Source organism: Prosthecobacter fluviatilis (assembly GCF_042655725.1).
GTDB lineage: Bacteria > Verrucomicrobiota > Verrucomicrobiia > Verrucomicrobiales > Verrucomicrobiaceae > Prosthecobacter > Prosthecobacter fluviatilis.
The window spans coordinates 61,280-84,980 of the sequence record NZ_JBHSMQ010000004.1 but is presented as its reverse complement, the minus strand read 5'-3'; the positions used below and the strand labels follow the sequence as shown (position 1 = coordinate 84,980).

General features: G+C 61.6%; 24 protein-coding genes. 10 read left to right on the top strand and 14 right to left on the bottom strand.

Annotated elements, in window-relative coordinates; genetic code table 11:
• Positions 1-12: 12 nt before the first annotated feature.
• The 6 genes from ACFQDI_RS11730 to ACFQDI_RS11705 all read left to right on the top strand — a co-directional run bounded on the left by ACFQDI_RS11730 (position 13) and on the right by ACFQDI_RS11705 (position 3,978).
• Positions 13-774, top strand: a complete 762-nt coding sequence (locus ACFQDI_RS11730; RefSeq protein ID WP_377166707.1) for a DUF899 domain-containing protein — start codon at positions 13-15, stop codon at positions 772-774.
• Between the two features lie 30 nt (positions 775-804).
• The gene (locus ACFQDI_RS11725) at positions 805-1,290 is read left to right on the top strand and encodes an SRPBCC family protein (RefSeq protein ID WP_184338050.1); all 486 of its coding nucleotides are present in this window, start codon (positions 805-807) and stop codon (positions 1,288-1,290) included.
• A 26-nt stretch (positions 1,291-1,316) separates the two neighbouring features.
• Positions 1,317-1,763: a VOC family protein gene (locus ACFQDI_RS11720; RefSeq protein ID WP_377166705.1), complete on the top strand. Its 447-nt coding sequence runs from the start codon at positions 1,317-1,319 to the stop codon at positions 1,761-1,763.
• A gap of 19 nt (positions 1,764-1,782) precedes the next feature.
• Positions 1,783-2,208, top strand: a complete 426-nt coding sequence (locus tag ACFQDI_RS11715) for an SRPBCC family protein (RefSeq protein WP_377166703.1) — start codon at positions 1,783-1,785, stop codon at positions 2,206-2,208.
• Between the two features lie 17 nt (positions 2,209-2,225).
• The gene (locus ACFQDI_RS11710; protein WP_377166701.1) at positions 2,226-2,606 is read left to right on the top strand and encodes a hypothetical protein; all 381 of its coding nucleotides are present in this window, start codon (positions 2,226-2,228) and stop codon (positions 2,604-2,606) included.
• 100 nt (positions 2,607-2,706) lie between these two features.
• Positions 2,707-3,978, top strand: coding sequence for a Gfo/Idh/MocA family protein (locus tag ACFQDI_RS11705; RefSeq protein ID WP_377166699.1), 1,272 nt, complete (start codon positions 2,707-2,709; stop codon positions 3,976-3,978).
• A gap of 9 nt (positions 3,979-3,987) precedes the next feature.
• Here the strand turns inward: ACFQDI_RS11705 and ACFQDI_RS11700 are convergent, their stop codons facing one another.
• Both ACFQDI_RS11700 and ACFQDI_RS11695 read right to left on the bottom strand, forming a co-directional pair.
• Positions 3,988-4,317 (bottom strand): YkgJ family cysteine cluster protein, encoded by a 330-nt coding sequence (locus ACFQDI_RS11700; RefSeq protein ID WP_377166697.1) that lies wholly within the window; start codon positions 4,315-4,317, stop codon positions 3,988-3,990.
• A 23-nt stretch (positions 4,318-4,340) separates the two neighbouring features.
• Positions 4,341-4,940 carry a class I SAM-dependent methyltransferase gene (locus tag ACFQDI_RS11695; RefSeq protein ID WP_377166695.1) on the bottom strand — a complete coding sequence of 200 codons (600 nt, stop codon included), beginning with the start codon at positions 4,938-4,940 and terminating at the stop codon, positions 4,341-4,343.
• A 197-nt stretch (positions 4,941-5,137) separates the two neighbouring features.
• Here ACFQDI_RS11695 and ACFQDI_RS11690 point away from each other — a divergent pair, with 197 nt between their 5' ends.
• The gene (locus tag ACFQDI_RS11690; protein ID WP_377166693.1) at positions 5,138-6,412 is read left to right on the top strand and encodes an MFS transporter; all 1,275 of its coding nucleotides are present in this window, start codon (positions 5,138-5,140) and stop codon (positions 6,410-6,412) included.
• Between the two features lie 60 nt (positions 6,413-6,472).
• On the opposite strand, the gene ACFQDI_RS11685 is transcribed toward ACFQDI_RS11690, so the two are convergent.
• From ACFQDI_RS11685 to ACFQDI_RS11650, 8 genes are read right to left on the bottom strand one after another with little or no spacing between them, the layout of a single operon-like run.
• Positions 6,473-7,258: a metallophosphoesterase family protein gene (locus tag ACFQDI_RS11685; RefSeq protein ID WP_377166691.1), complete on the bottom strand. Its 786-nt coding sequence runs from the start codon at positions 7,256-7,258 to the stop codon at positions 6,473-6,475.
• Between the two features lie 39 nt (positions 7,259-7,297).
• Positions 7,298-8,329: a hypothetical protein gene (locus tag ACFQDI_RS11680; RefSeq protein WP_377166689.1), complete on the bottom strand. Its 1,032-nt coding sequence runs from the start codon at positions 8,327-8,329 to the stop codon at positions 7,298-7,300.
• A 29-nt stretch (positions 8,330-8,358) separates the two neighbouring features.
• Entirely contained in the window at positions 8,359-11,130 is a 2,772-nt protein-coding gene (fdhF, locus tag ACFQDI_RS11675; protein ID WP_377166687.1) for a formate dehydrogenase subunit alpha, read from the bottom strand.
• A 28-nt stretch (positions 11,131-11,158) separates the two neighbouring features.
• The gene (locus ACFQDI_RS11670) at positions 11,159-12,823 is read right to left on the bottom strand and encodes an NADH-ubiquinone oxidoreductase-F iron-sulfur binding region domain-containing protein (RefSeq protein ID WP_377166685.1); all 1,665 of its coding nucleotides are present in this window, start codon (positions 12,821-12,823) and stop codon (positions 11,159-11,161) included.
• 59 nt (positions 12,824-12,882) lie between these two features.
• Positions 12,883-15,033 carry an NfeD family protein gene (locus ACFQDI_RS11665; protein ID WP_377166683.1) on the bottom strand — a complete coding sequence of 717 codons (2,151 nt, stop codon included), beginning with the start codon at positions 15,031-15,033 and terminating at the stop codon, positions 12,883-12,885.
• 45 nt (positions 15,034-15,078) lie between these two features.
• A complete protein-coding gene (locus ACFQDI_RS11660) occupies positions 15,079-15,345 on the bottom strand; it encodes a GlsB/YeaQ/YmgE family stress response membrane protein (RefSeq protein WP_377166681.1) in 267 nt (88 codons plus the stop codon).
• Positions 15,346-15,398: 53 nt separating this feature from the next.
• The gene (locus tag ACFQDI_RS11655; protein WP_377166679.1) at positions 15,399-15,812 is read right to left on the bottom strand and encodes a rhodanese-like domain-containing protein; all 414 of its coding nucleotides are present in this window, start codon (positions 15,810-15,812) and stop codon (positions 15,399-15,401) included.
• A gap of 36 nt (positions 15,813-15,848) precedes the next feature.
• On the bottom strand, positions 15,849-16,520 hold the full coding sequence (locus ACFQDI_RS11650) for a DUF1573 domain-containing protein (RefSeq protein ID WP_377166677.1): 672 nt from the start codon (positions 16,518-16,520) through the stop codon (positions 15,849-15,851).
• A 105-nt stretch (positions 16,521-16,625) separates the two neighbouring features.
• Here ACFQDI_RS11650 and ACFQDI_RS11645 point away from each other — a divergent pair, with 105 nt between their 5' ends.
• A complete protein-coding gene (locus ACFQDI_RS11645; protein WP_377166675.1) occupies positions 16,626-17,441 on the top strand; it encodes a sugar phosphate isomerase/epimerase family protein in 816 nt (271 codons plus the stop codon).
• Between the two features lie 127 nt (positions 17,442-17,568).
• Here ACFQDI_RS11645 and ACFQDI_RS11640 read toward each other — a convergent pair whose 3' ends face one another.
• The 4 genes from ACFQDI_RS11640 to ACFQDI_RS11625 form a co-directional block, all read right to left on the bottom strand.
• A complete protein-coding gene (locus tag ACFQDI_RS11640) occupies positions 17,569-18,420 on the bottom strand; it encodes a hypothetical protein (protein WP_377166673.1) in 852 nt (283 codons plus the stop codon).
• Between the two features lie 83 nt (positions 18,421-18,503).
• Positions 18,504-19,832 carry a dipeptidase gene (locus tag ACFQDI_RS11635; protein WP_377166671.1) on the bottom strand — a complete coding sequence of 443 codons (1,329 nt, stop codon included), beginning with the start codon at positions 19,830-19,832 and terminating at the stop codon, positions 18,504-18,506.
• Positions 19,833-19,957: 125 nt separating this feature from the next.
• Positions 19,958-20,590 carry a hypothetical protein gene (locus tag ACFQDI_RS11630; protein ID WP_377166669.1) on the bottom strand — a complete coding sequence of 211 codons (633 nt, stop codon included), beginning with the start codon at positions 20,588-20,590 and terminating at the stop codon, positions 19,958-19,960.
• A 20-nt stretch (positions 20,591-20,610) separates the two neighbouring features.
• The gene (locus tag ACFQDI_RS11625) at positions 20,611-21,846 is read right to left on the bottom strand and encodes a nucleoside permease (RefSeq protein ID WP_377166667.1); all 1,236 of its coding nucleotides are present in this window, start codon (positions 21,844-21,846) and stop codon (positions 20,611-20,613) included.
• A 96-nt stretch (positions 21,847-21,942) separates the two neighbouring features.
• Here ACFQDI_RS11625 and def point away from each other — a divergent pair, with 96 nt between their 5' ends.
• Together def and ACFQDI_RS11615 are read left to right on the top strand one after the other, a co-directional pair.
• The gene (gene def / locus ACFQDI_RS11620; RefSeq protein ID WP_377166665.1) at positions 21,943-22,506 is read left to right on the top strand and encodes a peptide deformylase; all 564 of its coding nucleotides are present in this window, start codon (positions 21,943-21,945) and stop codon (positions 22,504-22,506) included.
• A gap of 154 nt (positions 22,507-22,660) precedes the next feature.
• Positions 22,661-23,623, top strand: a complete 963-nt coding sequence (locus ACFQDI_RS11615) for a DUF3500 domain-containing protein (protein ID WP_377166663.1) — start codon at positions 22,661-22,663, stop codon at positions 23,621-23,623.
• Positions 23,624-23,701 lie beyond the last annotated feature (78 nt).

Here is a 23,701-nt window from a genome sequence, read left to right as displayed (position 1 = left end):
ACACACCCTGTCATGAATGCACATCCCATCGTCTCCCAGGATGAATGGCTGGAGGCGCGCCGCGCTCTGCTGGCCAAAGAAAAAGCCCACATGGAGGCCAATGATGAACTGGCCCGCCTGCGCCGCGAGCTGCCCTGGGTGAAGATCACCAAGCCCTACGTCTTTGACACACCCGCCGGTCAGGCCACGTTGAGCGATCTCTTTGACGGCCGCAGCCAGCTCTTTCTCTACCACTTCATGTTTGGCCCGGACTGGGAGGAGGGCTGCACCGGCTGCTCTTTTCTCTGCGATCACGTGGATGGCGCACGTCAGCATTTTGAGCATCATGACCTCACCTTTGTGGCGGTCTCCCGCGCACCGCTCGAAAAGCTGGAGGCCTACCGCAGGCGCATGGGCTGGGGCTTCCGCTGGGTGTCCTCCGCACACACGGACTTCAACTACGACTTCCATGTCTCCTTCCCACCAGAGCGTGTGACGAACGGCCGGCTCACTTACAATTTCACCGAACAGGACTACAGCCCCGACTGCCAGGAGCTGCCAGGCTTTTCCGTCTTTTTCAAAGACGACTCGGGACAGATCTTCCACACCTACTCCTCTTTCAGCCGTGGCGGTGAAGCCCTGCTGGGCGCGTATCAGTTCATCGACCAGACGCCGAAAGGCCGCATGGAGAACGTGAATGGCAACCTCATGGACTGGGTGAAGCGCCATGATCGCTACGACAACGACGGCCGCACTACGGCAAAGCCATGCTGCGGCTGCAGCACCGCCACCTGAACATCCCCTATTTCAACCATCTGATACCCCATGCCACTCCCAACACCCATCGAATCTCCGCTCTCCGAACGTGAGCTTGTGCTCGTTCGTGAAACCGACATTCCAGCCGCCAAACTCTACGCCGGATGGACGCAGCCAGACCTGCTCGTGAAGTGGTTCACGCCAGCCCCCTGGACCACCACCGCGTGCGAAATCGACCTCCGCCCCGGCGGCACCTGCAAGACCACCATGCGCAGCCCTGAAGGCCAGGAGTTTCCTAATGTGGGCGTGTATCTGGAGGTCGTGCCCAATGAGAAGCTCGTCTTTACCGATGCCTACCTGCCCGGCTGGGAGCCCAACCCGAATCACTTTTTCACCGCCGTGCTCACCTGGGAGACACTGCCGAGCGGCAAAACCCGCTACACCGCCCGCGCCCTGCACTGGACCAAGGAAGCCTGTGAAAAACACGCCTCCATGGGCTTCGCCGAAGGCTGGGGCAAAGCGTTTGACCAGCTCGTCGAACTCATGAGCAAATAATCACCCCACCCCCACCTCATACCACCATGTCCCAGTCCTACATCCAGCCCTATCTCTTCTTCGGCGGCCGCTGCGAGGAAGCACTCGAGTTTTACAAAACCGCCATCGGCGCCGAGGTGCAGATGCTCATGCGCTACAGCGACAGCCCCGAGCCCGCGCCACCGGGCATGCTGCCCGCCGGCTATGAGAGCAAGGTGATGCACGCCAGCTTCAAGGTGGGCGGCAGCGTCATCCTGGCCTCTGACGGCTGTGGTGGCGAGGAAAGCAAGGGCTTCCGCGGCTTCTCGCTCTCTCTCGCCCTGCCCACCGAGGCGGAGGCAAAGCGTGTCTTTGAGACCCTCTCCGCAGGCGGCAGTGTCAACATGCCCTTGGGCAAAACCTTCTGGTCCTCCTGCTTTGGCATGCTGCAGGACAAGTTTGGCATGGGGTGGATGGTCACCCTGGCTCCGAACGCAGATCCCCTGAATAGCTGACACAGCGCCCCTTCATCTCATGAGCCAGCTTGCATCCGAAATCCTCAGCAGCCGCCTTTTTCCTGCCAGCCGGGAGCGGCTGTTTGCCGCCTTCAGCGACCCAAGCCAGCTTGCCCAATGGTGGGGTCCCAAGGGCTTTACCAACACGTTTGACGAGTTTGACTTCCGCCCCGGCGGCGACTGGAAGTTCACCATGCACGGCCCGGACGGCACGGACTACGCCAACCACACCCGCTTCATCGAGATCCTGCCCGCTGAGCGTATCGTGTATGAGCACATCGCTCCACATTTCCAGATGACCATCACCCTGGCCGAGGAGGGAGCGTGCACTCGCATGACGTGGTGCATGCAGTTTCCCACCTCCGAGATGTGCGAGCGCTTCAAGCCCATCTGTGTTCCTGCCAATGAGGAAAACTTTGACCGGCTCGCGGCCCATCTTGAATAGTCTCACCTTCTCCCCCCATGAAATACACGCCTGCCATTGCCTCCAGCCTTCTTGGCCTCTTTTTCATCTTCTTCTCCTCCTTGGTGCTGCTGGGAAAGGCTCCATCGCCAGAGTTTCCCAAAGACTCGGCCATCTCACACTTCATGGCGGCCTTTGGCCCCACGGGCTACATGACGTTTGTGAAGGTGGTCGAGCTCATCGGCGGCATCCTGCTCATCATTCCCAAGACGCGAAACCTCGGCCTGCTGTGCCTCGGCCCTGTGATCCTGAACATCCTGGCCTACCACCACTTCGTAGCAGGAGATATCATCGCACAGCCGATGCTCATCGCCATCTCCGCAGTGGCGCTGTATATCCTGTGGTCTGAGCGCAAGGCCTGGGCAGGACTGCTGCGCTAGTGCGGTCATGCAGGCGGCCCTGCCTGCATGGGCATCTGCGCATTCCCCTGAAAGGTCGCGGGCACTGAGGCGGTTCTTGGTTGCAGCCCAACCGAGCACCATGACCACCCGCCGCTCCTTCCTCGCCACCACCGCCCTGTCTGCCGCGACACATGCTTTTGCGGCACCAAAAGACAGCGACATCAGGATCGCCCTCATCGGCTGCGGCGGGCGCGGCACGGGAGCGTGCAATCAGGCGCTGAGCGCGGGCTCCACCATCAAACTGGTGGCTGTGGTCGATCCTCTGGAGGGCAAGGCGCAGGCGGCTCTGGACATCCTCAAGGCCAAGCATGAAGGACAGGTGGATGTGCCGCCGGACCAGGTCTTCACAAATTTTGAGGACTACACCAAGGCCTTCGCTCTGGCAGATGTGGTGCTCATCACCACGCCGCCCGGACCGCGGCCTTTTCTCTTTGAACAGGCAGTGAAGGCCGGGAAGCATGTGTTCATGGAAAAACCCGTGGCCGTGGATGCCTCTGGCGTGCGCCGCGTGCTGGCAGCTTCCGAGGAGGCGAAGAAAAAGAAGCTCAATGTGTGCGTGGGCTTTCAGCGCCGCTACCAGCCGGGCTACATCGACATGATCGACCGCATCCACACCGGCGAGATCGGCGACCTCGTCTTTGGCCGTGTGTACTGGAACGGTACCTCCCGCCCTGGCTTCCCCCGCCTGCCAGAAGAGAGCGAGCTGCACTACCAGATCCGGAACTGGTACTTTTTCACCTGGATGAGCGGAGACCACATCCTGGAGCAGCATTGCCACAACCTCGACGTGGCCAATTGGGTGATGAAAGGCGTCATGCCCATCCGGGCTGTGGGCCAGGGAGGCAGGCAGGTGCGCCGCGCACGGGAAAATGGCACCATCTTTGACCATCACACGGTGGAGTTTGAATACGAGAGCGGCATGCGCATTCTGAGCCAGTGCTGCCAGATCGGCGGCAAATGCGCGCGCGATGTCAGCGAGCACTTCCATGGCACCAAAGGCGCGGCGGATCTGGCCAACGGCGGCAAGTTTCTCATCAACGGTCAGCCGCCCGGGGGCAAGCGCACGCGCAACAAGGAGGACCCCTACCAGCTGGAGCACGATGCGCTGTTTGAAAACATCCGCACCGGCAAGGTGCGCAACGACGCAGACTACGCCGCGCACAGCACCCTCATGGGCGTGATGGGTCGCATGGCCACCTACACGGGGCAGATCATCACCTGGGAGCAGGCGCAGAACTCGCAGGAAAACCTCGTGCCAGACAACATCACCTGGGCCACCGAGCCGCCGGTCAAACCGGATTCCGAAGGGTGGTATCCCGTGGCCATTCCTGGCACGACGATGCCGATGTGAGACTGTCGTTCATCGCAATGGTCCCAGCCCATGCGCGGCGCGGGCCTGCAGGCATTTCTCATCTCCTGCCTCCACGCTGCGGCAGGGCGTCGTGCGCTGCTCATAAATGCGGCAGGAGACACATGAGCCCACAGTGCCCTCCAGATTCACGCAGCGCACGGGGTTCTGCTCCGTGCCGAGAAAACACACCCGCCACGGGCTCACCTGCACCAGCATGCTTTCATCCAGCCCACGCTGCACCGCCTCCTGCCAGTAGAACGAAACGCGATACTGTGCGCAGCACGCTCCGCAGCTCTGACACTGAGAATGGGGGGAAGGGAGTGGCGGAGAGAAGGCCATGCGCGAAAAAAAAAGGCGAAGACTCAGAGCTTTTGCGCGATGACAAACACATGCAGTTCCGGGTGCTGATCATATTCCAGGTGGCGCAGCATGCACCCAGACGCAGCGAGTGTTTCCAGCATCTGGGGAATGCCGGGCGTGCTGTAGTGCATGGGCGGCCCCATGCTGGAGTCCTGCTTCTCCGCCGGAGCGTCCAACCCGCCGAGCGTGAAGATGAAGATGCCGCCGGGGGCGAGCGCACCGCACAGCCGGCCCATCACTCCCGCGTTTTGTGCCAGCGGCAGGTGCCAGATGCTGTCCCACGCGGTGATGAAGTCATACGCCCCCTCCGGGCACCACTGGCACACATCTGCATGATGAAAGACCACGCCAGGGTGCCGCTGGCGCGCCAGCTCGATCATGCGTGCGGAAATGTCCAGCCCCTCCACCTTGTAGCCGTGCTGCGAGAGCAGACAGATGAAGCGCCCATGACAACCGCAGCCCACATCCAGCGCCCGTCCGCCCTGCTGCGTGCTGAACTTCAGCGCATGCTCATGCTGACGCATGCCATTGGTTTCCAGATGCGGCTCAAGCCACTGGTGGGCGATCTCATCGTAACTTCGGGCGACTTCTGCAGGCTGCATAAGAGGCGGAGAATCAAGTCGGCAAGACCATCTGGCAAGCAGGACCCTAAGTCCGGCGGCGCCTTAAATCATGTCTACAGCGCTTTCCCGTCTTGTGCCGCGGCTGGCGTTTTGAGTAAAACCTCAAAGCTCGTGAAATGTGGCTCCGCTCCGGTGCGTCACTCATGCGCTCAACCGGTCTCAGTCCTCCTCCCGTCATGTCTTCCACCTCTCCCCAATGGCACTCCACCGTCACCCGCTACCAGTGGCTGGTTCTTCTCGTCGCCTCGCTCGGCTGGGTGTTTGATGCGTTTGAAGGGCAGATCTACAATCTCACGCGTGCGGACATGCTGCCCGACCTGCTGCATGTGAAGGCGGATGATCCACTGGTAAAGGTGTGGGGAGAGCGCTTTCTGGGCATTTTCCTCCTGGGAGGCACCTTTGGCGGGCTGCTCTTCAGCTCGCTCGCGGACAAGTGGGGGCGCAATCCGGTCATGGCGCTCACCATTCTCTTTTACTCGCTCTTCTCCGGAGTCACCGCCTTTGCCAGCGAGATCTGGCAGGTGGGTGCGCTGCGCTTTCTCGTAGCTATGGGCGTGGGCGGCGAGTGGGCGGTGGGTGCGGCGCTGGTGGCGGAGGTCTTTCCCAAAGAAGCACGCGAGCGCGCCGGCGGCATCTTCCACGCCACGAGCGTTGCAGGACTCTGGCTGGCGGCAGCAGCGGGGCTGTATGTGGGCGCGCAGTGGCGCACGGCCTACCTGCTGGGCGTGGTGCCCGCGCTGCTGGTGCTCTGGGTGCGCATGAGCATCAAGGAACCCGAGACGTGGAAAGAGGCACGTGCCACCAAAGCGAAACGCATGGGCAGCTTCAGCGAGCTCCTCGGCACGCCGCGCTGGCGCAGTCGCGCGATCTTCGGTGCGCTGCTGGCCATGGTGGGGCTGGCCACCTTCTGGGGCGTGGTGGTGGCCGGGCAGGACATCGCGGCTGACTTTCTCAAAAAAACCGGAGACACCGACTGGGCAAGCAAATCCAAGATCGCCTTCGGCTTCATCCAGACCGCAGGCGCAGGCGCAGGCATGCTGGCCTTTGGCCCGCTGAGCGCACGCTGGGGCTGCAAGAAGACCTTTGTGGTGCTGCATCTGGCCGCGCTGGTCATGACGCCCGCCATCTGCTGGCTGCCCTCCTATGCGGGGAGCTACACACTACTTCTTGTGCTGCTGCCCGTCTTTGGCTTCTGCGCGCAGGGCATCCACGCAGGCTACGCGGCTTTTTTTCCAGCGCTGTTTCCTACGCACCTGCGCGCCACAGGCTCGGGCTTCTGCTTCAATACAGGCCGCCTGCTCGCCGCACCGGTGCTCATCTGGCTCAGCGCCTGGATGAAGTCCACCCTGGACCTGCGCGTGGCCATCACAAGCCTTGGCGGCTTTTTCCTGCTCGGGCTCATCTTTCTGGCCTGCCTGCCGGAGACGCATGGCGAAGACCTGCCGGAGTAAGCGCAGCTATGGAGTTCCCGTCCAGCTCGGAGATACCGCATGAAATGTCGGCAGCAGCACTCAGTCCCTCTGGAGTCTTTCGCACCGCAGATCACCCGTGGCAGCATCCTGGGTCACCAGCGTGGCATGCAGAGGACCGTCCATGTTTTGGCCCACATTGATAACAGTGGTCTTTCCAATACGGTCCCGCCATACACCGCGACGAATCGGGGTGGTGTGATCGTGGCCGCAGACCACCAGCTCGGGCTGATGCTCTTCGAGGGCGTCCCACCACCACTCATGGCCTTCGACCAGTGAGCCCGCTAGCGAGAGCTGCGTGCCTGTGGGTGGTTCATGCATCACCCAGAGCTGGCGTGCAAGGTCGCCATGGACGGCCAAAAGTGGGTTCAGCCATGCAGAGTAATGCTTCCCGCCGAGCATCGCCCCCTCGCTAAAGGCCTCCTCCATCCCCATGGCGCAGGGAAAGCCCACCACGCCTGCCGTTCCAATCATGGCAAAGCTGCCGTTCAGGCGGATCGGAGTTGAGCCATGCAGGGACTTCCACGCATCGCGGAACTCAATCCAGTTTTCATCTTCATGATTTCCACGCACAAAGAAAAGAGGCGGTGCCAGCTCCTGCAGCTCCACCGAGCAAAGCGTGGGTGTCAGCTGCCGCGTGCTTCCATAGGGCTGCATGCCCGTGCCGTGCAGAAAATCGCCCCCCAGAATGACCGCGTCCGGTTTGACCTCGGCGGCAAGCTTCACCAACGCCGCGTAAAGCACGGCGCGCTGATGGAGATCTGTGGCGATGAGAATTCGGGCGGACATGTTTTTGTGCGGCGGCCTGCCGTTGGTTCGGATGCGCATGTCCTGCATGCAAGGACGAGAATGTTCAGCCTTGTCCCCTCACCTCGCCTCCACCGGCTCCCACTCGATCGTTCCCAGAGCTTGAATCGCCGCCATAAAATCAGCATCCTTAGCATCATCGGCAGAGAGGGTGATCGTCCCCAAAACATCGGGCACAGGGGCCACAAAGCCGGAGGCGCTGACCCTGGCAGCGCCTGTGGCCACCGGCTTGTCTCCCTGCTCGGCATGGGTGTACACGGTCAGACACCCCACGCCCTGCTTGAGCTTGATCTCCTGCAAAGCCACCGCCTGCTCCACCGGTTCGCCTTTGGCGGGCCGGGGGGCGGTCCTGGCGGTCAGCTCGATGTCTGCCTGCGTCTTGTAGCGCATGGCACAGTTGAAAAAGGTCATCTTCCAGGTCTTGCCGGGGTCTGTGGTGGAAAAAAACGAAAGCTCATGCTGCTCCGCGGTTCCGATGCCCATGTTGACACAGTGGTTTCCAGCGCGCCATGACACGGGAACATTCATTCGCAACCTGCCCATGCCGCCCAGCAAAAACTCCTGGCTGCCGCCTTTGTATCTGGCAAACGTGCAATACATCAGTGACTCCGCCAGCTCCTTCAGCATCTGGGTTTCTTCGTCAGTTGCCGAGATGACCGAGGCATGCAGATGGGCCCATTTTCCCAGGATTTCGAAACAGCAGCTGATGTTTGCCCGGGTCGATGCCTCCCCCTGGCTTTCGTCTTTGGTCACATAAGCCACGCATTCACAGTAGGGCGTGCTCCATTGCTTCACGCTGTCTTTTTGGATCATCCCCCCCTCGCCTGCAAGCTTCCAAAAATGATCACGGCAGGCTTTGCTGTCACCGCCGCTGCCGGCCGGCTTTCCTACAAAAGCGGAGACATTGAACCTTCCTGCATTGCCCTGGAAGACCTGCCCGTCAGCATTGTACTGCTGGCTTTCCACGGCAAGCACCGGGCCCTTGAACTTGATCTGCCACCCCTCGCCCACGACGGGTATGATCAAGGTCTCGGCACGCAGCACGGCGCTGCCGAGCAGGATGACCAGCAGCGCTGTGACAACGAACCTCATTGCCTTTGGAAAGATCTGGAGCGCAATGCTCACACCAGCGCGGGAGCAAAGCCGTCCTTCTGCTTCTTCTTCGGCTTGCCAGCACGCACCAGTTCCACATCCGCCGCCACGACTTTGTATTCGGGGCACATCGTATCCCCATCGCAGCCCTGGCCGGTGACATTGTTCACCATGGCGTCGGGGAAATGGAAGGTGGTGTAGAGGATGCCGGGCTTGACCTCATCCGTCACGCGGGCCTCCAGCTCCACCTCGCCACGGGCGCTGAAGAGGCGCACGATGTCGCCGCTGCGGATGCCTTTGCGCTGCGCGTCTGCGGGATTGAGAGAGAGGAAGTCCTGCCCCACGATCTCGCTATTGCCGGTGCGGCGGGTCATGGTGCCGCAGTTGTAATGCTCCAGGATGCGGCCGGTAGTAAGGATGAAGGGAAACTCGCCGCGGTGGGTTTCCAGTTCGGTGGACTCTTTCCAGGAGAAGAAATGGAAGTGCCCTTTGCCACGTGTGAACTGCTCCTGGTGCATGATCTGCGTGTCCACGCCGCCTTCCTTCACCGGCCACTGCAGGCCGTTTTCGCCCAGATTTTCCCAGGTGATGCCTTTGAAGAAGGGCACGATCTGCGCCACCTCCGCCAGCACGCCGTCCGGGGTGTAGTCTGGCTGGGCCACGCCAAAGCGCTGCAGCACCTCGCAGAGGATCTGGCCGTCGGGCTTGGTGCCCGGCAAAGGCTTCACCGTGGCATTCACACGCTGCACACGACGCTCGGCATTGGTGAAGGTGCCGCTCTTTTCCAGGAAGGAGGAGGCGGGGAGAATGACGTCCGCGTATTTGGCGGTCTCCGTCATGAAGATCTCCTGGACCACGAGGAACTCCAGGCTCTCCATGGCATGGCGCACGTGGTGGGCGTCGGGGTCGGTCTGCACCACGTCCTCGCCCATGAGCCAGAGGGCCTTCAGCTTGCCCTCGATGGCGGCGTCAAACATCTGCGGGATCTTCCAGCCGGGCTCGGTGGGCGTGGGCACGCCGTAGAAGTCGGCGTAGCGCTGCTGCACCTGCGGATCGGCCATTTCGTAGTAGCCTGCGCCCTGGTGCGGCTGGCAGCCCATGTCTGCGGCGCCCTGCACGTTGTTCTGACCGCGCAACGGGTTCACACCCACACCGGGGCGTCCGATGTTGCCGGTCATCATCGCCAGATTGGAGATGAGCATGACGGTCTTGGCTCCCTGCTGATGCTCGGTCACGCCCAGGCCATGGAAGCTCATCGCGGCCTCTGCGGAGGCGTACTCGATGGCCGCAGCGCGAACGAGATCAATGCTGACGCCGGTGATCTTTTCCAGCTCGGCGAGATCCAGCGCACGCAGTCCGGCCTCAAACTCCTCCCAGTTTTCGCAGCGCTTTTTGATGAAGTCGGTCTTCACCAGCCCCGCATCGAGGATGCAGCGGGCAAACATGTTGAGCAGCGCCACGTTGGTGCCAGGGCGGAGCTGCAGGTGGTGCTTGGCATAGGGCACCAGCTCGATCTTGCGCGGATCGATGACGATGAGCGGCGTGCCCTTCATGATATGCTGCTTCAGGCGTGCGCCCGTGACCGGGTGGCCTTCCGTCGGATTGGCACCGATGACGAGGACACAGCGGGTGTGCTCGATGTCCTCGTACGAATTCGTCGCGGCACCCGTGCCAAAGCTCTTCTGCATGCCCCAGGCGGTGGGTGAGTGGCAGACGCGGGCGCAGCAGTCGATGTTGTTGGTGCCCATCACATTGCGGATGAACTTCTGCATGAGGTAGTTTTCCTCATTGGTGCAGCGTGCGGAGGAGATGCCCGCCACCGACTGGCCGCCGTGATTCGCCTTGATGCGGGTCAGGTTTGTGAAGATGTGATCGTAGGCCTCCTGCCAGGTGGCTTCCTTGAACTGGCCGTCCGGCTGCTTGATCAGCGGGGTGCGCAGACGGTCCTTGTGGTTGTAGAACTTGAAGGCAAAGCGGCCCTTGAGGCAGGTGTGCGCGTGGTTCACCTCGGCGTCCACCGGGGCCTGGATGCTGAGCACCTGGTCGCCCTTGGTGGCCACGTTCAGATTGCAGCCCACGCCGCAATAGGTGCAGATGGTTCGCGTCTTCTTCGTGGCCTCGATGGACTTGGAGAAAAACACGTCGCTGATAGCCGAGGTGGGGCAGGCCTGGGAGCAGGCGCCGCAGGAGACGCACTCGGAGTCAGCAAAGGATTGGTCCAGCCCCTTGATGATCTTGGCATTGAAGCCGCGGCCGTGCATGGAGAGCACGTGCTGGCCCTGGATCTCATCACAGGCGCGTACGCAGCGGGCGCAGTTGATGCACTTGGAGAGCTCCGACGTCATGTAGGCGTGGGAGAGGTCCTTCTTGCGGTCCAGATGGTTGGCACCGGCCGGATAGCGCACCTTGCGGATGCCCACCTTGGCCGCCACGGTTTGCAGCTCGCAGTTGCCGCTGACTTCGCAGGTCAGGCAGTCCAGCGGGTGGTCGGTGAGCACCAGCTCGACGATGTTCTTGCGCAGCTTCCGCACCTTCTGCGATTCGGTAAAGACATGCATGCCCGCCGTCAGCGGCGTGTGGCAGGAGGCCACCACGCGGCGTGGGCCGTCGGCCTGCAGCGCTACTTCCACGGAGCACACGCGGCACGCCCCATAGGGGTCGAGCTGCGGCGCATCGCACAGCGTAGGCACATGCCCGCGCCCGCGATGGCGGTCGATGAAATTGAGCAGCGTGTCGCCTTCATTGAAGGTGTAGGCATCGCCGTCGATGAAAGCGGTGAGGGTGGAGAGATCCTTGACCATAAAGTGCGCGCGTTAAGGAGGATTTTGTCTAGTCTTGGAAATAGGATTTCAGTTCCTCCCCAAAATGCTGCAGGGCATTTTTGATGGGGAGCGGGACGCCGCCGCCGAGGGCGCAGAGGCTGGTCTGCTCCATCGTATCGAGGAGGTCGGTGATGAGTTCGCGGTCGATTTTGAAGCTGCTGTCGGTGCGGGCTTTGGCGATGAGCTCCTTGCCACGCGTGCTGCCGAGGCGGCAGGGGAAGCATTTGCCGCAGCTCTCGTCTGCCGTGAACTGGAAGAGGTGCTGGATGTACTCGATCATCGGCATCGACTCCGGGATGCTGACGATGCCGGCGTGGCCTTTCATGAAGCCTCCGTATTTGAAGGATTCAAAATCCATCGTGAGCTTGCCCACATGGCTCATCGGCACGATGCCGCCCAGCGGGCCGCCGATCTGGAGGGCCTTGACCTTGGTTTTGAAACCGCCGGCGAGGTCGATGATCGTCTGCAGGGGCGTGCCCATGGCGACTTCGTAGATGCCGGGCTTCACAAAGTAGGAGTCGAGCGAGACCAGCTTCGGCCCGGTGGACTGCGGGGTGCCGATCTTGGCGTAGCCTTTGCCGCCCAGGGTGAGGATGGCGCGGATGTTCGCCAGCGTCTCCACGTTGTTGACGATTGTTGGCTTGCGGAAGAGGCCCTCGATGGTGGGGAAAGGCGGGCGTGTGCGCACCTCGGGGCGCTGGCCTTCGATGCTGGCCAGCAGCGCAGTCTCCTCACCGCAGATGTAGGCACCCGCGCCCTTGATGGTCTTGAGCATGAAGTTGAAGCCGGTGCCGAGGATGTCCTTCCCCAGCAGCCCCGCCGAACGCAGGTCTTCGATGGCTTCGTTCACGATGGTGATCGAGTCCGGATACTCTGCACGAATGTAGAGGATGCCCGTCTCTGCCCCGGCGTACCAGCCCGCCACCATCATGCCCAGCAGCACGCTGTGCGGCTGCTTTTCCATGAGGTATTTGTCGATGTAGGCACCGGGGTCGCCCTCGTCGGCATTGCAGACGATGTACTTCACCGGGCCTGCTGCGGCTCGGCAGCTGGCCCACTTGAAGTGCATGGGGAAGCCCGCACCACCACGGCCGCGCAGTCCGCTGTCCTTGAGCTCGGCGCCCAGCGCATCGCGATCTCCAGTGAGGATGAGCTTTTTAAACGGCTCGTAGTAGGCCTCGATGCCCGGAAACTCAGCGGTGAGAATGGCAGGCTGCAGGTGGGAGACGACGGCGTAGCGGTCCTCGGAGTCACCCTTCCCTGTCTTCACCAGATCAGCCACGGCAGCATCGCTCTGGCCGGAGTAGTTTTTGCCTTGGTACTGGAAGGCACCGCCCTCATGGCAGCGGCCCAGGCAGCAGATGTGGCCGATCTCGTCTTTCTTGAAATGAGACTCCAGCGTGTGGTGCAGCTTTTCCTGGGTCCCGGCGCAGAGGCAGGCGCTGCCGTTGCAAAGAAAGACCTTCTTGCCCTCGTTCTCCTTTTTCAGGAAGTCGTAGAAGCTGACTGCGCCCAGTGTGATGGCATCTCCAAAGAGGTGGTCCTGCCCCATCTGGTGCACGATGTCGTCCTTCTCAGCCGTGCCCGCCTTGTCGGCGGCATCGACCATGCGTTCAAAGACGTTTTTTTCGACACCTTTGCGGAAAGAGAGAGCGCTGAGATTTTTGGACATGCGGTTGGGTTGCCAAGAGTAACGATCAAAACCTGGGAATGCATGCTCAAAAATTGCGATTAAACCGCTTCCACGATGATCTTTTCGCCTCGGATTTCCCGCACGCGGACGGAGGTTCCGCTCTGGAGATAACCACCTTCCACCATGGCCTCGACCAGCCGCCCCCCGATGTCGATGGTGCCGTAGGGCCGCAGTGCGCTGCGGGCAGTGCCGGTATCCCCAGCTCTGGCACGGATGGCCGCCTGCATGGCGGGCGCGTCCTCCAGCGTACCACCTGCCGAAGCCTGCAGAATCAGGGTGCGAAACGGCCGCAAATCCGGCAGCCAGACGCACAGCAGAGTGATGAGGACCGCCGCCCCCGTGACTCCAAGCGCAAAACTGCGGAGACCCGCGGCATAGGCCCCCAAGTTGAAGCCGCCAGCGCTCCCCCCCTCAGGCACCACCACCTCCCAGCCGGACATGGCATAGACCAGCGCCACCATCACACAGACAAAACCCACCACGCCCGGCAAAATAGTCCCCGGCGCCGCCAGCAGCTCCACCCCGATCAAAACAACGCCCAGGATGAAGATAGCGGCCACCACCATTGTCTCCTGTCCGGCCAGGCTTCCAGCCACGTAGTGCCCGAAGAAAAACAGCGCAAATGCCGCCACAGAAACAAACCCCGGCAGCCCAAACCCCGGCGTCTGCATTTCAAGGTATCCGCCAGCAAGACCAATCAGGATCAGAATGGCCGCATAGCGCGTCACCCAGATGGCGATCCGCTCAAAGCCGGTGGGCTCTGCGGTGATGACCTCCCCTTTCAGAGATTCGCGCTGCTTGATCTCCTCGATCGACTTCACGATGCCCCTGGCCAGCAGCGGCTTGCCATCGATCAGCATCGTCGCCTGCGCGGAATCCAGCGTGACGATCTCCCCCTTGGGAATGATTACCTGGCCGTTGATGCTGAGCCCACGGTCCATGTCGATCATCCCTTCGATAATGCGCACATCGTGCCCCTTTTCGCGCACCACGGTGCGCGCCATGCCCATGAAGGCGGAGTTGTTCTTGGCCCGCTCGGCCTCGGCGAGGGGTGTGCCATCACCTGAGACAGGCGTCGAGGCTCCGATGGCGCTGGCGGGTGCCATGTAGATGGCGTCCGTGGCCATCGCGATCATCGCCCCCGCAGAAATCGCCCGCGTGTTGACAAAGGCAAAACTGCGTGCCTTGAGGCCCTGCAGGTCCTTCATCATCAGGCTGATCGTGTCCCAGGCCAGCCCTCCAGGCGTGTCGAGCTCAAAGATCACCGCCTCAGCACCGTCATGGTTGCAGCGGCCGAGCGTACGCTTCATGAACTCAAACCGGGCCGGAATGATGAGGTCGTCCTGCCCCACGGGAATGATGACCACCTTGCCTGCAAAACTTTGGCTGTGAGAGATGACTGAAGGCGCTGGGACCTCCGGCTTGGCTGCCACCGGGGAGGTCGGTTTCGCCTCCTCCGCCTTTTTCAGCCGCTGCTCGTACCACACCCCGTTCAAGACAAGCAGCTTGCCCTCAGGCATGGCGGCTTTGGCCAGGGCCTCCACGTTGGGGACGATCCCACGCGCCAGCAGCGGCTTGCCCTCGATGGGCTGTACGGCGGTGTCGGCATCCAGCAGCAGCAGTTCTCCTTTGTCCGCCAGCGTCGTGGCCCCCAGCACCAGCCCCTTGTCTCGATCCACAAAAGCATCAGCAATCTCAGGGCGATGCCCTTTGAGTTTGCACAGGCTGCGGGCCCCCGCCTTGAGCACGGCCAGAGACTCTGCCAGCAGCGTGTCCTGCGCCTTGGGAGAAAGCGCCTCATCCGCCGTCACCTTGGGCGGAGCCGCACCGATGCGGGAGCCGGGAGCCATCCAGATCTCATCACAGGCCAGCGCCAGCAGAGCCCCGCCCCCAATGGCGGAGGTGTTCACATAGGCCTTCGTTTTGACCTTCAACCGGGTGATCTCCTCGGCCAGAGACAGCGCAGCCTGTGCACGGCTCTGCGTCACATTGATGTCGAGGATCAGCCCCTCCGCCCCTTGTGCGATGGCTTCGTCCATCCACTGTCTCATTTCGCGCCAGCGCCGCAGATCCTCGATGTCTGAGTCGGTGACCCCGACACGGGCCATTTGACCGGTCAGTGGGGCGGCAAAGCCGGTGACTGAGAGCACACCCAGGCAGACAGGCAGAAGGAAACGTAGGAATTGCATGCCCAAGATTACGAGTGTGTCGTCTGTGCCGCAACCGGCACTGCGTCAGCCTTTTTTGCCAAACAGCAGCCGCCAGGCGTACATGAGAATCAGCGCACCTCCTACCGCAGTGGCGATACCCTTGATGCTGAATTCCCCGGCCACGCCCCAGCCTATGAGGTGGCCGACCTTGCCGCCGATGACGCTGCCAATGATGCCCAGCAGCACCGTGGTGATGGGGTTCATGCCCTGCCTGCCGGGCATGATGAGCTTTGCAAGAATGCCTGCAACCAATCCGAGCGCCGACCAGATAAGAAGTCCTTGGAGTGACATAATAGCGCCATCTTACGGAGTCCGGCCCCTTGCCGTCAATTCCAATACCTATGTCACTTTGCAACTTGCTTCCATGCATTCCACCCGCCCTTGAGCACAAAGGCGTTCTCAATGGGCAATGTCTGCTTCAGCCGCTCAAGAATCTTGCGGCTGGCATCGCACTTGGCAGCATTGCAGTAAATGATGATGGGCTTGGTGTTCGTCTGCAGCGTGTCGAGCAATCCGAAGAGCTGCTCCTCAAAATGCTGCTCGTTCAGCAGCACCGCACCGGGAATGTGCTCCGCCTCATACTGCTCCTGAATGCGGGCGTCGATCCACAGCACTTTGCCCTGCCAGCGCTCCTGGATGAGCTGCATGGAAACTTCATCATTCCTCAGCGGTTCCTGCACCAGGTATAGCGCCGGGGCACGCGGATGCCAGACGTGAGTGGCCCAGGCCGCCGCAGCGGCCAGGAAAACGAGAACCATGGACTGAAGGATCGCGGCAACCATAAAGCGCTCAGATCAGGGCTTGGCCTCCGTAGCTGCAGGGGCGGCTTGCGGCTCCGGCTTCCGCGTGATGGTGAAAAAGGCGAGCTGGTAGCGGTATTTTTCGATCGGGCTGTTGGTCTCGATCTTCAGCGCCCCCATCGTGACATCCTGGGTGTTTTTTGGCTTCACCGTGACGAGATACTCCCTCCCCTCCCTGATCTCTTTCCAGTCGAATTCCACATTCTGCCGGGTCGGCGTGATCTTGATGATCTTCATCGGGTCATTGCCCACAAACTTGACGAGGCAGGCCTTGGATTTCGGATCATCCCCGATCCACCACTGCAGGTTTTTGGGCTGGATGTCCACCACCTCCGGCACTTCCAGGATGAAATTCACCTGCCAGTCCGGCTGCTTGGGGTCGTCCGTGTTGACCGTGATGTGTTTTTCATACCTTCCTTTGAAGGAGGAAACTTTGAAGGTCGCCGTACCCGTGCCCACCTCTCCGGGCTGATACTCCGCCTTGTCCAGCTCAGCGCTCAGGCAGCTGCAGGCGCTGTCCAGCTTGAGCACTTTCACCGGCTTGTCCCCCTTGTTGCGGAATTTGAAAGTGGTCTGCACCTCCTCGTCCTCGGGCTTGGGCTTCAGCTCTATGACGGGCACATCGAGCGCGAGTTCGGCATGCACCGTGGCGGCGAACGCGAACATAAGAAGAGTGAGGCGGCTGGCTTGCATATGAAAATATAGCACATCCCGCCCCCTGGAATGCAAGGCATCTTGACGTACACGGGCAGCCGCGCACCCTGCCCGCCTATGCGATTCGCGATTTGCAACGAGACCTACCAGAACTGGAGTTTTGAAAAAATGTGTGAAGATGCCGCAGCGGCAGGCTATCACGCCATTGAGCTGGCCCCCTTCACCTTGAAGGAGGACCCGCGTGAACTCACCGTCGAGGAGGCGCTGACGTTGTGCGCCAAGGCCAAGTCCTTCGGCCTCGAAATCCTGGGCCTGCACTGGCTGCTGACCAAGCCCACCTGGTTTCACATCACCACGCCGGATGCACTGCAGCGCAAGGAGACGGCGAAGTTTGGCCGCCATCTCGCCCAGTTCTGCGGCGCCACGGGCGGACGCATCATGGTGTGGGGCAGCCCCAAGGCACGCAATGTGCTGCCGGAGTGGAATTATGAAGACGCCTTCAAACGTGCCGCTGACTGCGTACGCGAAGTCGCCGAAGAGTGCGGCAAATACGGCGTCGTGATCGCCATGGAGCCCCTGGGCCGCAAGGAAACCAACTTCCTCAACACCGCCGAGGAAACCATCCGCCTCTGCAAGCTGGTGGACCACCCCTCCTGCAAGCTGCACCTCGACGTGAAGGCCATGAGCGACGAGTCCAAGCCCATCCCCGACATCATCCGCGACAGCAAGGAGTGGACCGTGCATTTCCACACCAACGACCCCAACCTGCGCGGCCCCGGCCAGGGCGAGGTGAAGTATGAGCCCATCATCGCCGCCCTGCGCGAGACGAACTACAATGGCTACCTGAGCGTGGAGGTCTTTGACTACACACCCGATGCGCCCACCATCGCGCGCCAGAGCATCCAGTATCTGAAGCAGGTGATGGGACTTTGATGAGCTGCGCGAGAGCTGCCGCAGCTTTCGTTCATCTTGTTGCCGGGCTCATAAAAAAGCGGGATGGTCCGGAGACCATCCCGCGTGAGGAGAGAGTGAGTAGCTGTGCGCTGCTCAGACAGCCGGATTATTCCTTGGGCTTGTCGGGAGCAGGAGGCGGGGTGGGAGCATCACCTTCCACTGGAGGACGACGGAAGCCGCCGCCTTCACCAGGAGCGCCTCCGGGAGCACCGCCAGGACCACCTTCGGGACGCATGCCCCCAGGACCACCAGGGCCGCCCTGTCCACCACGACCGCGGAACATCTCACGCATTTTTTCCACTCCCTGGGCATATTCCTCTGGAGAGAGAGATCCGTTGGCGTCGGTGTCCATGCGCTTGAAGGCTTCCTTCGGGTCAAACATTCCCATGCCACGGCGTCCGCCCTGGCCTTCGCCTTCGGGGCGCATGCCTGGGCTGCCCTGCGGCGGGCCGCCGGGAGAGCCGCCTTCACCGCCTGGCGGACGGCGGAAGCCTCCACCTTCCCCTGGAGGGCCGCCTTCAGGACGGCGGAAGCCGACCCCTTCTCCTGGAGGACCACCTTCAGGACGGCGCATGCCCTGACCTCCCGGGCCTCCCTGCCCGCCCTGCCGCTGCGCCATCTTGCCAGCTTCTTCCTGATCGATGAGACCATCTCCGTTGCTGTCCATCTGGCCAAAGCGCTCATCGCTCATCTTCCTGCTCATGACGGCAAACTCTTCCTTGTTGATTTTGCCATCGCCATTCGTGTCCAGGCGTTTGACGAATTCTGCGGCACGCCCGGCTGCATCTCCCCCTCCGGGACCACCAGGGCCGCCAGGAGGACGTCCGGGAGCACCACCTTCACGGGGAGGCTGAGGAGCACCCTCTGGCGGCGGGCCTTTGGGCGCATCCTGCGCGATGGAGAAGCAGGCAAGGCTCAGAAGACTGAACCCGCAGAGGAATGTTTTTTTGAGTTTCATATCGTGCGTGAGTTTGGTTATTGAAAGCACGCCGACTCAAACAAGGTGGTGCAGCAATGGTTGCGCAGTTTGCAGAAGTTTTTTCACGCCAGCTCCGCCAGCAGCGCCTGATTGAGACGCACACCGGCAATGAAGTTGTCGATGGGAAAGTTCTCATTCGGCGCATGCGCCTGGCAGTCTGGCAGCGCGAGTCCGAGCAGCAGCGTGTCGGCATGCAGCACGTCTTTAAACGCCTGCACGATGGGGATGCTGCCACCTTCGCGGATGAGCGCGGTCTTGTCTCCAAACACCTTTTTCAGCGCACGCTGCGCAGCGCTGCCCAGCGGAGAATGCGGGTCCATGATGTACGGCATGCCGGTATGGCCGGGCTTGATCTCCAGACGCACGCCCTTGGGCAGATGGGCGCGCAGATGCGCGGCGGCACGCTCCAGAATGACATCGGGATGCTGGTCCGGCACGAGGCGGAAGGAGAGCTTCACAAAGGCCTCGCGGCCGATGACGGTCTTGGAGCCCTCTCCCTGATAACCACCGCCGATGCCGTTCACCTCTGCCGTGGGCCTTGCCCAGCGGCGCTCGCGCTCGGTGTAGCCGGGCTCGCCAAAGAGTGCAGGAGAGCCGGTGAGTTCGAGCATCTCGGCATCGCCATCTCCCAGCTCGTTCCACGCTTTGCGCTCCCAGTCCTGCACGGGGCGCACGCCGTCATAAAAGCCGCCGATCATCACGCGTCCTTCGTCATCGTGCAGCGTGGCGGTGAGCCGTGCGGCAGCGGTGACGGGATTGGCAATGGCACCGCCAAAGATGCCGCTGTGCAAATCGATCGACGGACCGTAAACTTTGGCCTCCATGCAGGCGATGCCGCGCAGGCCGTAGGTGAAGGTGCCCACGCCGGGGGCCACCATGCCTGTGTCTGAGATGGCCACCACGTCGCACTTCAGCTCCTCGCGATGCTGCTGCAAAAACGGCTTGAGGTTCGGGCTGCCGATCTCCTCTTCCCCCTCAAAGAGCACGGTGAGATTCACCGGCAGGTCGGCGTGCTGCGCCAGTGTTTCGGCAAGGCCCTGCACGTGGGCCATGAGCTGGCCCTTGTTGTCCGTGGCGCCACGGCAGTAGATGCGGCCATCGCGGATGGTGGGCTCAAAGGCGGGCGTCTTCCACTCGGCCAGCGGCTCGGCGGGCTGCACATCGTAGTGCCCGTAGAGCAGCACCGTGCGGCGTCCGGGGATGTGCTTGTTTTTCACCAGCACCACCGGATGCCCGGGCGTCTCATGCAGTGCGCCGCTGAGCCCCATGGAGCGCAGATGCGCCAGCAACCACTCGGCACAGGCGCGTGTATCAGCGCGGCGAGTGGAGTCGGTGGAGACGGAGGGAAAACGCAGACAGGTCAGCAGATGGTCAAGGCCGGGGGGATTCATGGTGAAGGAATGACGAATGCAGCAGCCAATAGGTCAAGCGCTACCGCCAAAGCAAATTCGTCCTCGTCCTCGAACTCGATCCTGATGCAGGGCCGGAATCAATGCCAGCAAGCCAGCCTCTTTCCTCACTTCAGCTTCTTCACCTCCACCTCGTCCACGCTGCCCTTCCCTCCGTAGAGGTTGAGCAGCACGCCGGCCTTGGGGCCCTGAGTAAGTTCGGTTTTGAACTCGATTACGGTCTGGTCATTCACCAGCACAGTGATCTTGTCGCCTTTGGACTCAAAGGCCACGCGCTGCCATTCTTTGGCGGCATCCGCGCGGATGTTGGCGGTTTTGAGATTGGTCTGGCTCTCCACATCGCGCACGGCCACCACGCCCTTTGGGGTCACGGCGATGTTGATCTTGCGCTGCGCGCCGGGACGCTCTCCAGGCGCGTAAAAACCGAAGGCGATCCATGAGCAGGTCCAGGGCTTGACCAGGAGCTGGATGGAGGCGTCTTCCACCGGAGCGTCAAACGCACGCCAGATGACGGCCCCTTTCGCCGCTGCCTGATCCATGAGCAGCGTGCCGGCGGCGGCCTCAAACTTTGCCGCCTGCTCGCCTTTCGCAAAGGTCCACTTTTCGTCCAGCTTCTCCGCCTTGAAGTCATCGGCCAGGATGACATCGCCCTTCAGGCGCATGGGCTTCGGGGGCTTCTTCTCCGCCGCGTGCGCTGTGGTGAGAGCGAGCAGGAGACAGAGAAGAAGGTGGAGCTTCATGGCTGGCGGAGGCATTGAAATTAGTGCTTCACTTCACCTTCCGGGCCGTGTGTGGGCGGGCGGAAGAAGAGGGCCAGCAGCACGATGCCCGCCAGCGCCATACCGGTCGGCACCAGGAAGAGCTTGTGGTAGTCCACCAGGCCGTCATGCGTGTAGCTGGCCACCAGCTGCGGGAAGATCTTGCTGGCCACCACCATGCCGATGCCGAGGATCAGCAGATTGAACAAACCTTGTGCGCTGGAGCGAATGTCTTTGGGGAAGACAGCGTCCACAAAGATGTAAACCGTCACAAAGAAGAAGGCGTAGCAGATGCCGTGCAGCACCTGCACCGCGATGATGAGCCACTGGTTCTCCGGCGTGCCGAAGAAGGCAAAGATGCTGAAGCGCGCCGCGTGGCCGATGATGCCGATGATGAGCGTGCTCTTCCAGCCGATCTTCTTGAGCACCGAGCCGAGGATGAGCATGGTCAGGATCTCCGCCACCTGCCCGATGCTGCTGACGACCATGCTCATGTTGGCCGAGATGCCCACGCGCTGCAGGAAGGGGTCGATCACCACAAAGTAGCCGTTGTGGATGGTGGAGTCGATGAAGGTGACGATGAAGAGCACCAGCACGAAGGGATTGCCGAGAAGTTTGAGCGCCTTGATCCAGGCCACCTTGTCCATGCCTTCGGCGTCCTTGCGCGGCGGGGTGTGAGGCAGCGTGAGGCTGAAGGCCGCCAGCACCAGGGAGATGATGCCCGCCACGATGAAGACCCACTTGGTCTCAGAGGCGCCGGCTTTCTCGCTCAGCAGGAAGATGAAGGGCCAGCTGACGATGATCCAGCCGATGGTGCCGCCCATGCGCACAAATCCAAAGTCCTTGGCCGGGTCCTTGAGATTGGCAAAGGCCAGCGAATTGGTGACGGAGATCGTGGGCACATACAGCAGGCAGTACACCACGAAGCAGGAGAAGAAGGGCCAGAAGGAGGTCTGGAAGGCCGTGGCGATGAGCGCAATGCCGCCCACCAGATGGCTGAAGGCCAGGAAGCGCTCGGCAGAGAAATTGCGGTCGGCAAACTGGTTGCTGAAGAAAATGCCCACGATGGAGGCGATGCCGAAGGAGCTGCCCACCAGCCACTGCTGATCCGGCGTGAAATTCAGCATGCCCATGTAGGAAAAGATTTTGATCTGCCATGCCCCCCAGATGGCGATCTCTAAAATCATCATGAGGAAAAGCTTGAACTTGATGGACGATTGCGCGGGAGAGGCGGTCATAAGTGGGCGCGAGGCTAGGGAGAGCGCCGTATCTTGGCAAGGACAAAACCACTCCTGGCTTGAGCCTGGCAAAAGCCGGTGATATTTAGAAAGAATATGGTCCGCAAAATCGTCCGCTATCCCGAACCGGTGCTCCGCGCCAAATGCCGTCCTGTCACCGAAGTGACGCCCGAAATCCGTACCCTGGCGGAGGACATGCTGGAGACCATGAAGGAGGCCAATGGCGTCGGTCTCGCCGCCCCACAGGTGGCCGTGGACGTGCAGCTCGCCGTCATCGATGTCTCCCATAATCCGGACTGCATCACCTACATGAAGGTAAACGGCGAGAAGGTGGACATGGTGAAGCACATGCCGATCGTGTTCATGAATCCCATCCTGGACCTCGGCAAGGACAAGGAGATCGGCGAAGAAGGCTGCCTCAGCTTCCCCCGCCTGCGCGGAGACATCCGCCGCTCCAGCGAGGTCAAGGTGACCTACATGGATCTGGACGGCAAAACCGTCACCGTGGAGGCAGACGGCCTGCTCGGACGCGCCTTTCAGCACGAGATCGACCACCTCAACGGCATCCTCTTCATTGACCGCCTCAACGCGGTGGCCAAGGTGGGCATGAAGCGCAAGCTGGCCCGCCTGATGCAGGAGTGGGAAGAGGACGACGAGTAGCCCGGCGGCAAGATGGCAGGCGCAAAGGCTGTATAGGATCCCTGCCATGAACTTCCACCCAAACGCCGTTTCTCCTTCAGATTTGAATCCCCCGGCCTGCCCAGAATGCGCTGCACAGAGCGCTCCGGGCCCATACCTGGGGCGTCGTGATTTCATGCGCGCACTCTCTGGCAGTGCGCTGGGAGCCATGGCGGCATCCTCCCTGCCATCTGCTTTTGCCGCACCGGCAGAAGCACCGCGCAAGGCCAGGCCGGCGGAGGAACTCATTCGTGAGCTTTTTGCCACGCTGACTGCCGAGCAGAAAACCGCCGTAGTGCGCCCCTGGGACCATGGTGCCGAGGCAGGTGGCCTCCCCACGCGACTCAAGACACACAATGCCGCGCCGCTGGGCAAAAAGCTGAGCGAGCAGTTCACCGCACCTCAGCAGGATCTGATCAAACAAACCTTCAAGTCCATCCTCTCCGGCGACGAGGCCTACGACCGCATCAGCCGCCATGGCAAGTGGGACAGCAGCGGCTCCTTTGAGGGCAACGGCATCGCCATCTTCGGCGATCCCTCCGGCAAAGATCCCTTCTCCTGGGTCTTCGCCGGGCACCACCTGACCCTGCGCTGCGATGGCAATTCCCAGCCCAACACCGCCTTTGGCGGCCCCATGTACTACGGCCACTCCGCCAACGGCCACAGCGAGAACAATGTCTACAACGACCAGACCCGCGAAGTGATGAGCGTCTTTGACATGCTCAATGAACCTCAGCGCAAGCAGGCCGTCATCGTCGGCTCTCCAGGTGATGGCGTGGGCGCGCTCACCCCCAAGCTTGTGGCCAAACCCGCCACCGGCGTCGGTTACGCAGATCTCGATGAATCCCAGCGCAAACTGGTCGCCGATGTGATGCGCAAGCTTCTCAACCCCTTCCGCCAGGAAGACGGCGACGAAGTGATGCAGCTCATCAAGACCAACGGCGGCATGGAAAAACTGCGCCTCGCCTTCTACAAGGACAACGCGGAAAAAGGCAACGACCGCTGGGACGCCTGGCGCATCGAAGGCCCCGGCTTCGTCTGGAACTACCGCGTCCTACCCCACGTCCACTGCTTCGTGAACGTCGTCGGCCAGGCCTGAGTCCCTCAGACTTCCCGGGACACGCAGCGCCACATCTGCGCAGCAAAATCCGGCCCATCATGCCTTCCTCTGCGTTTT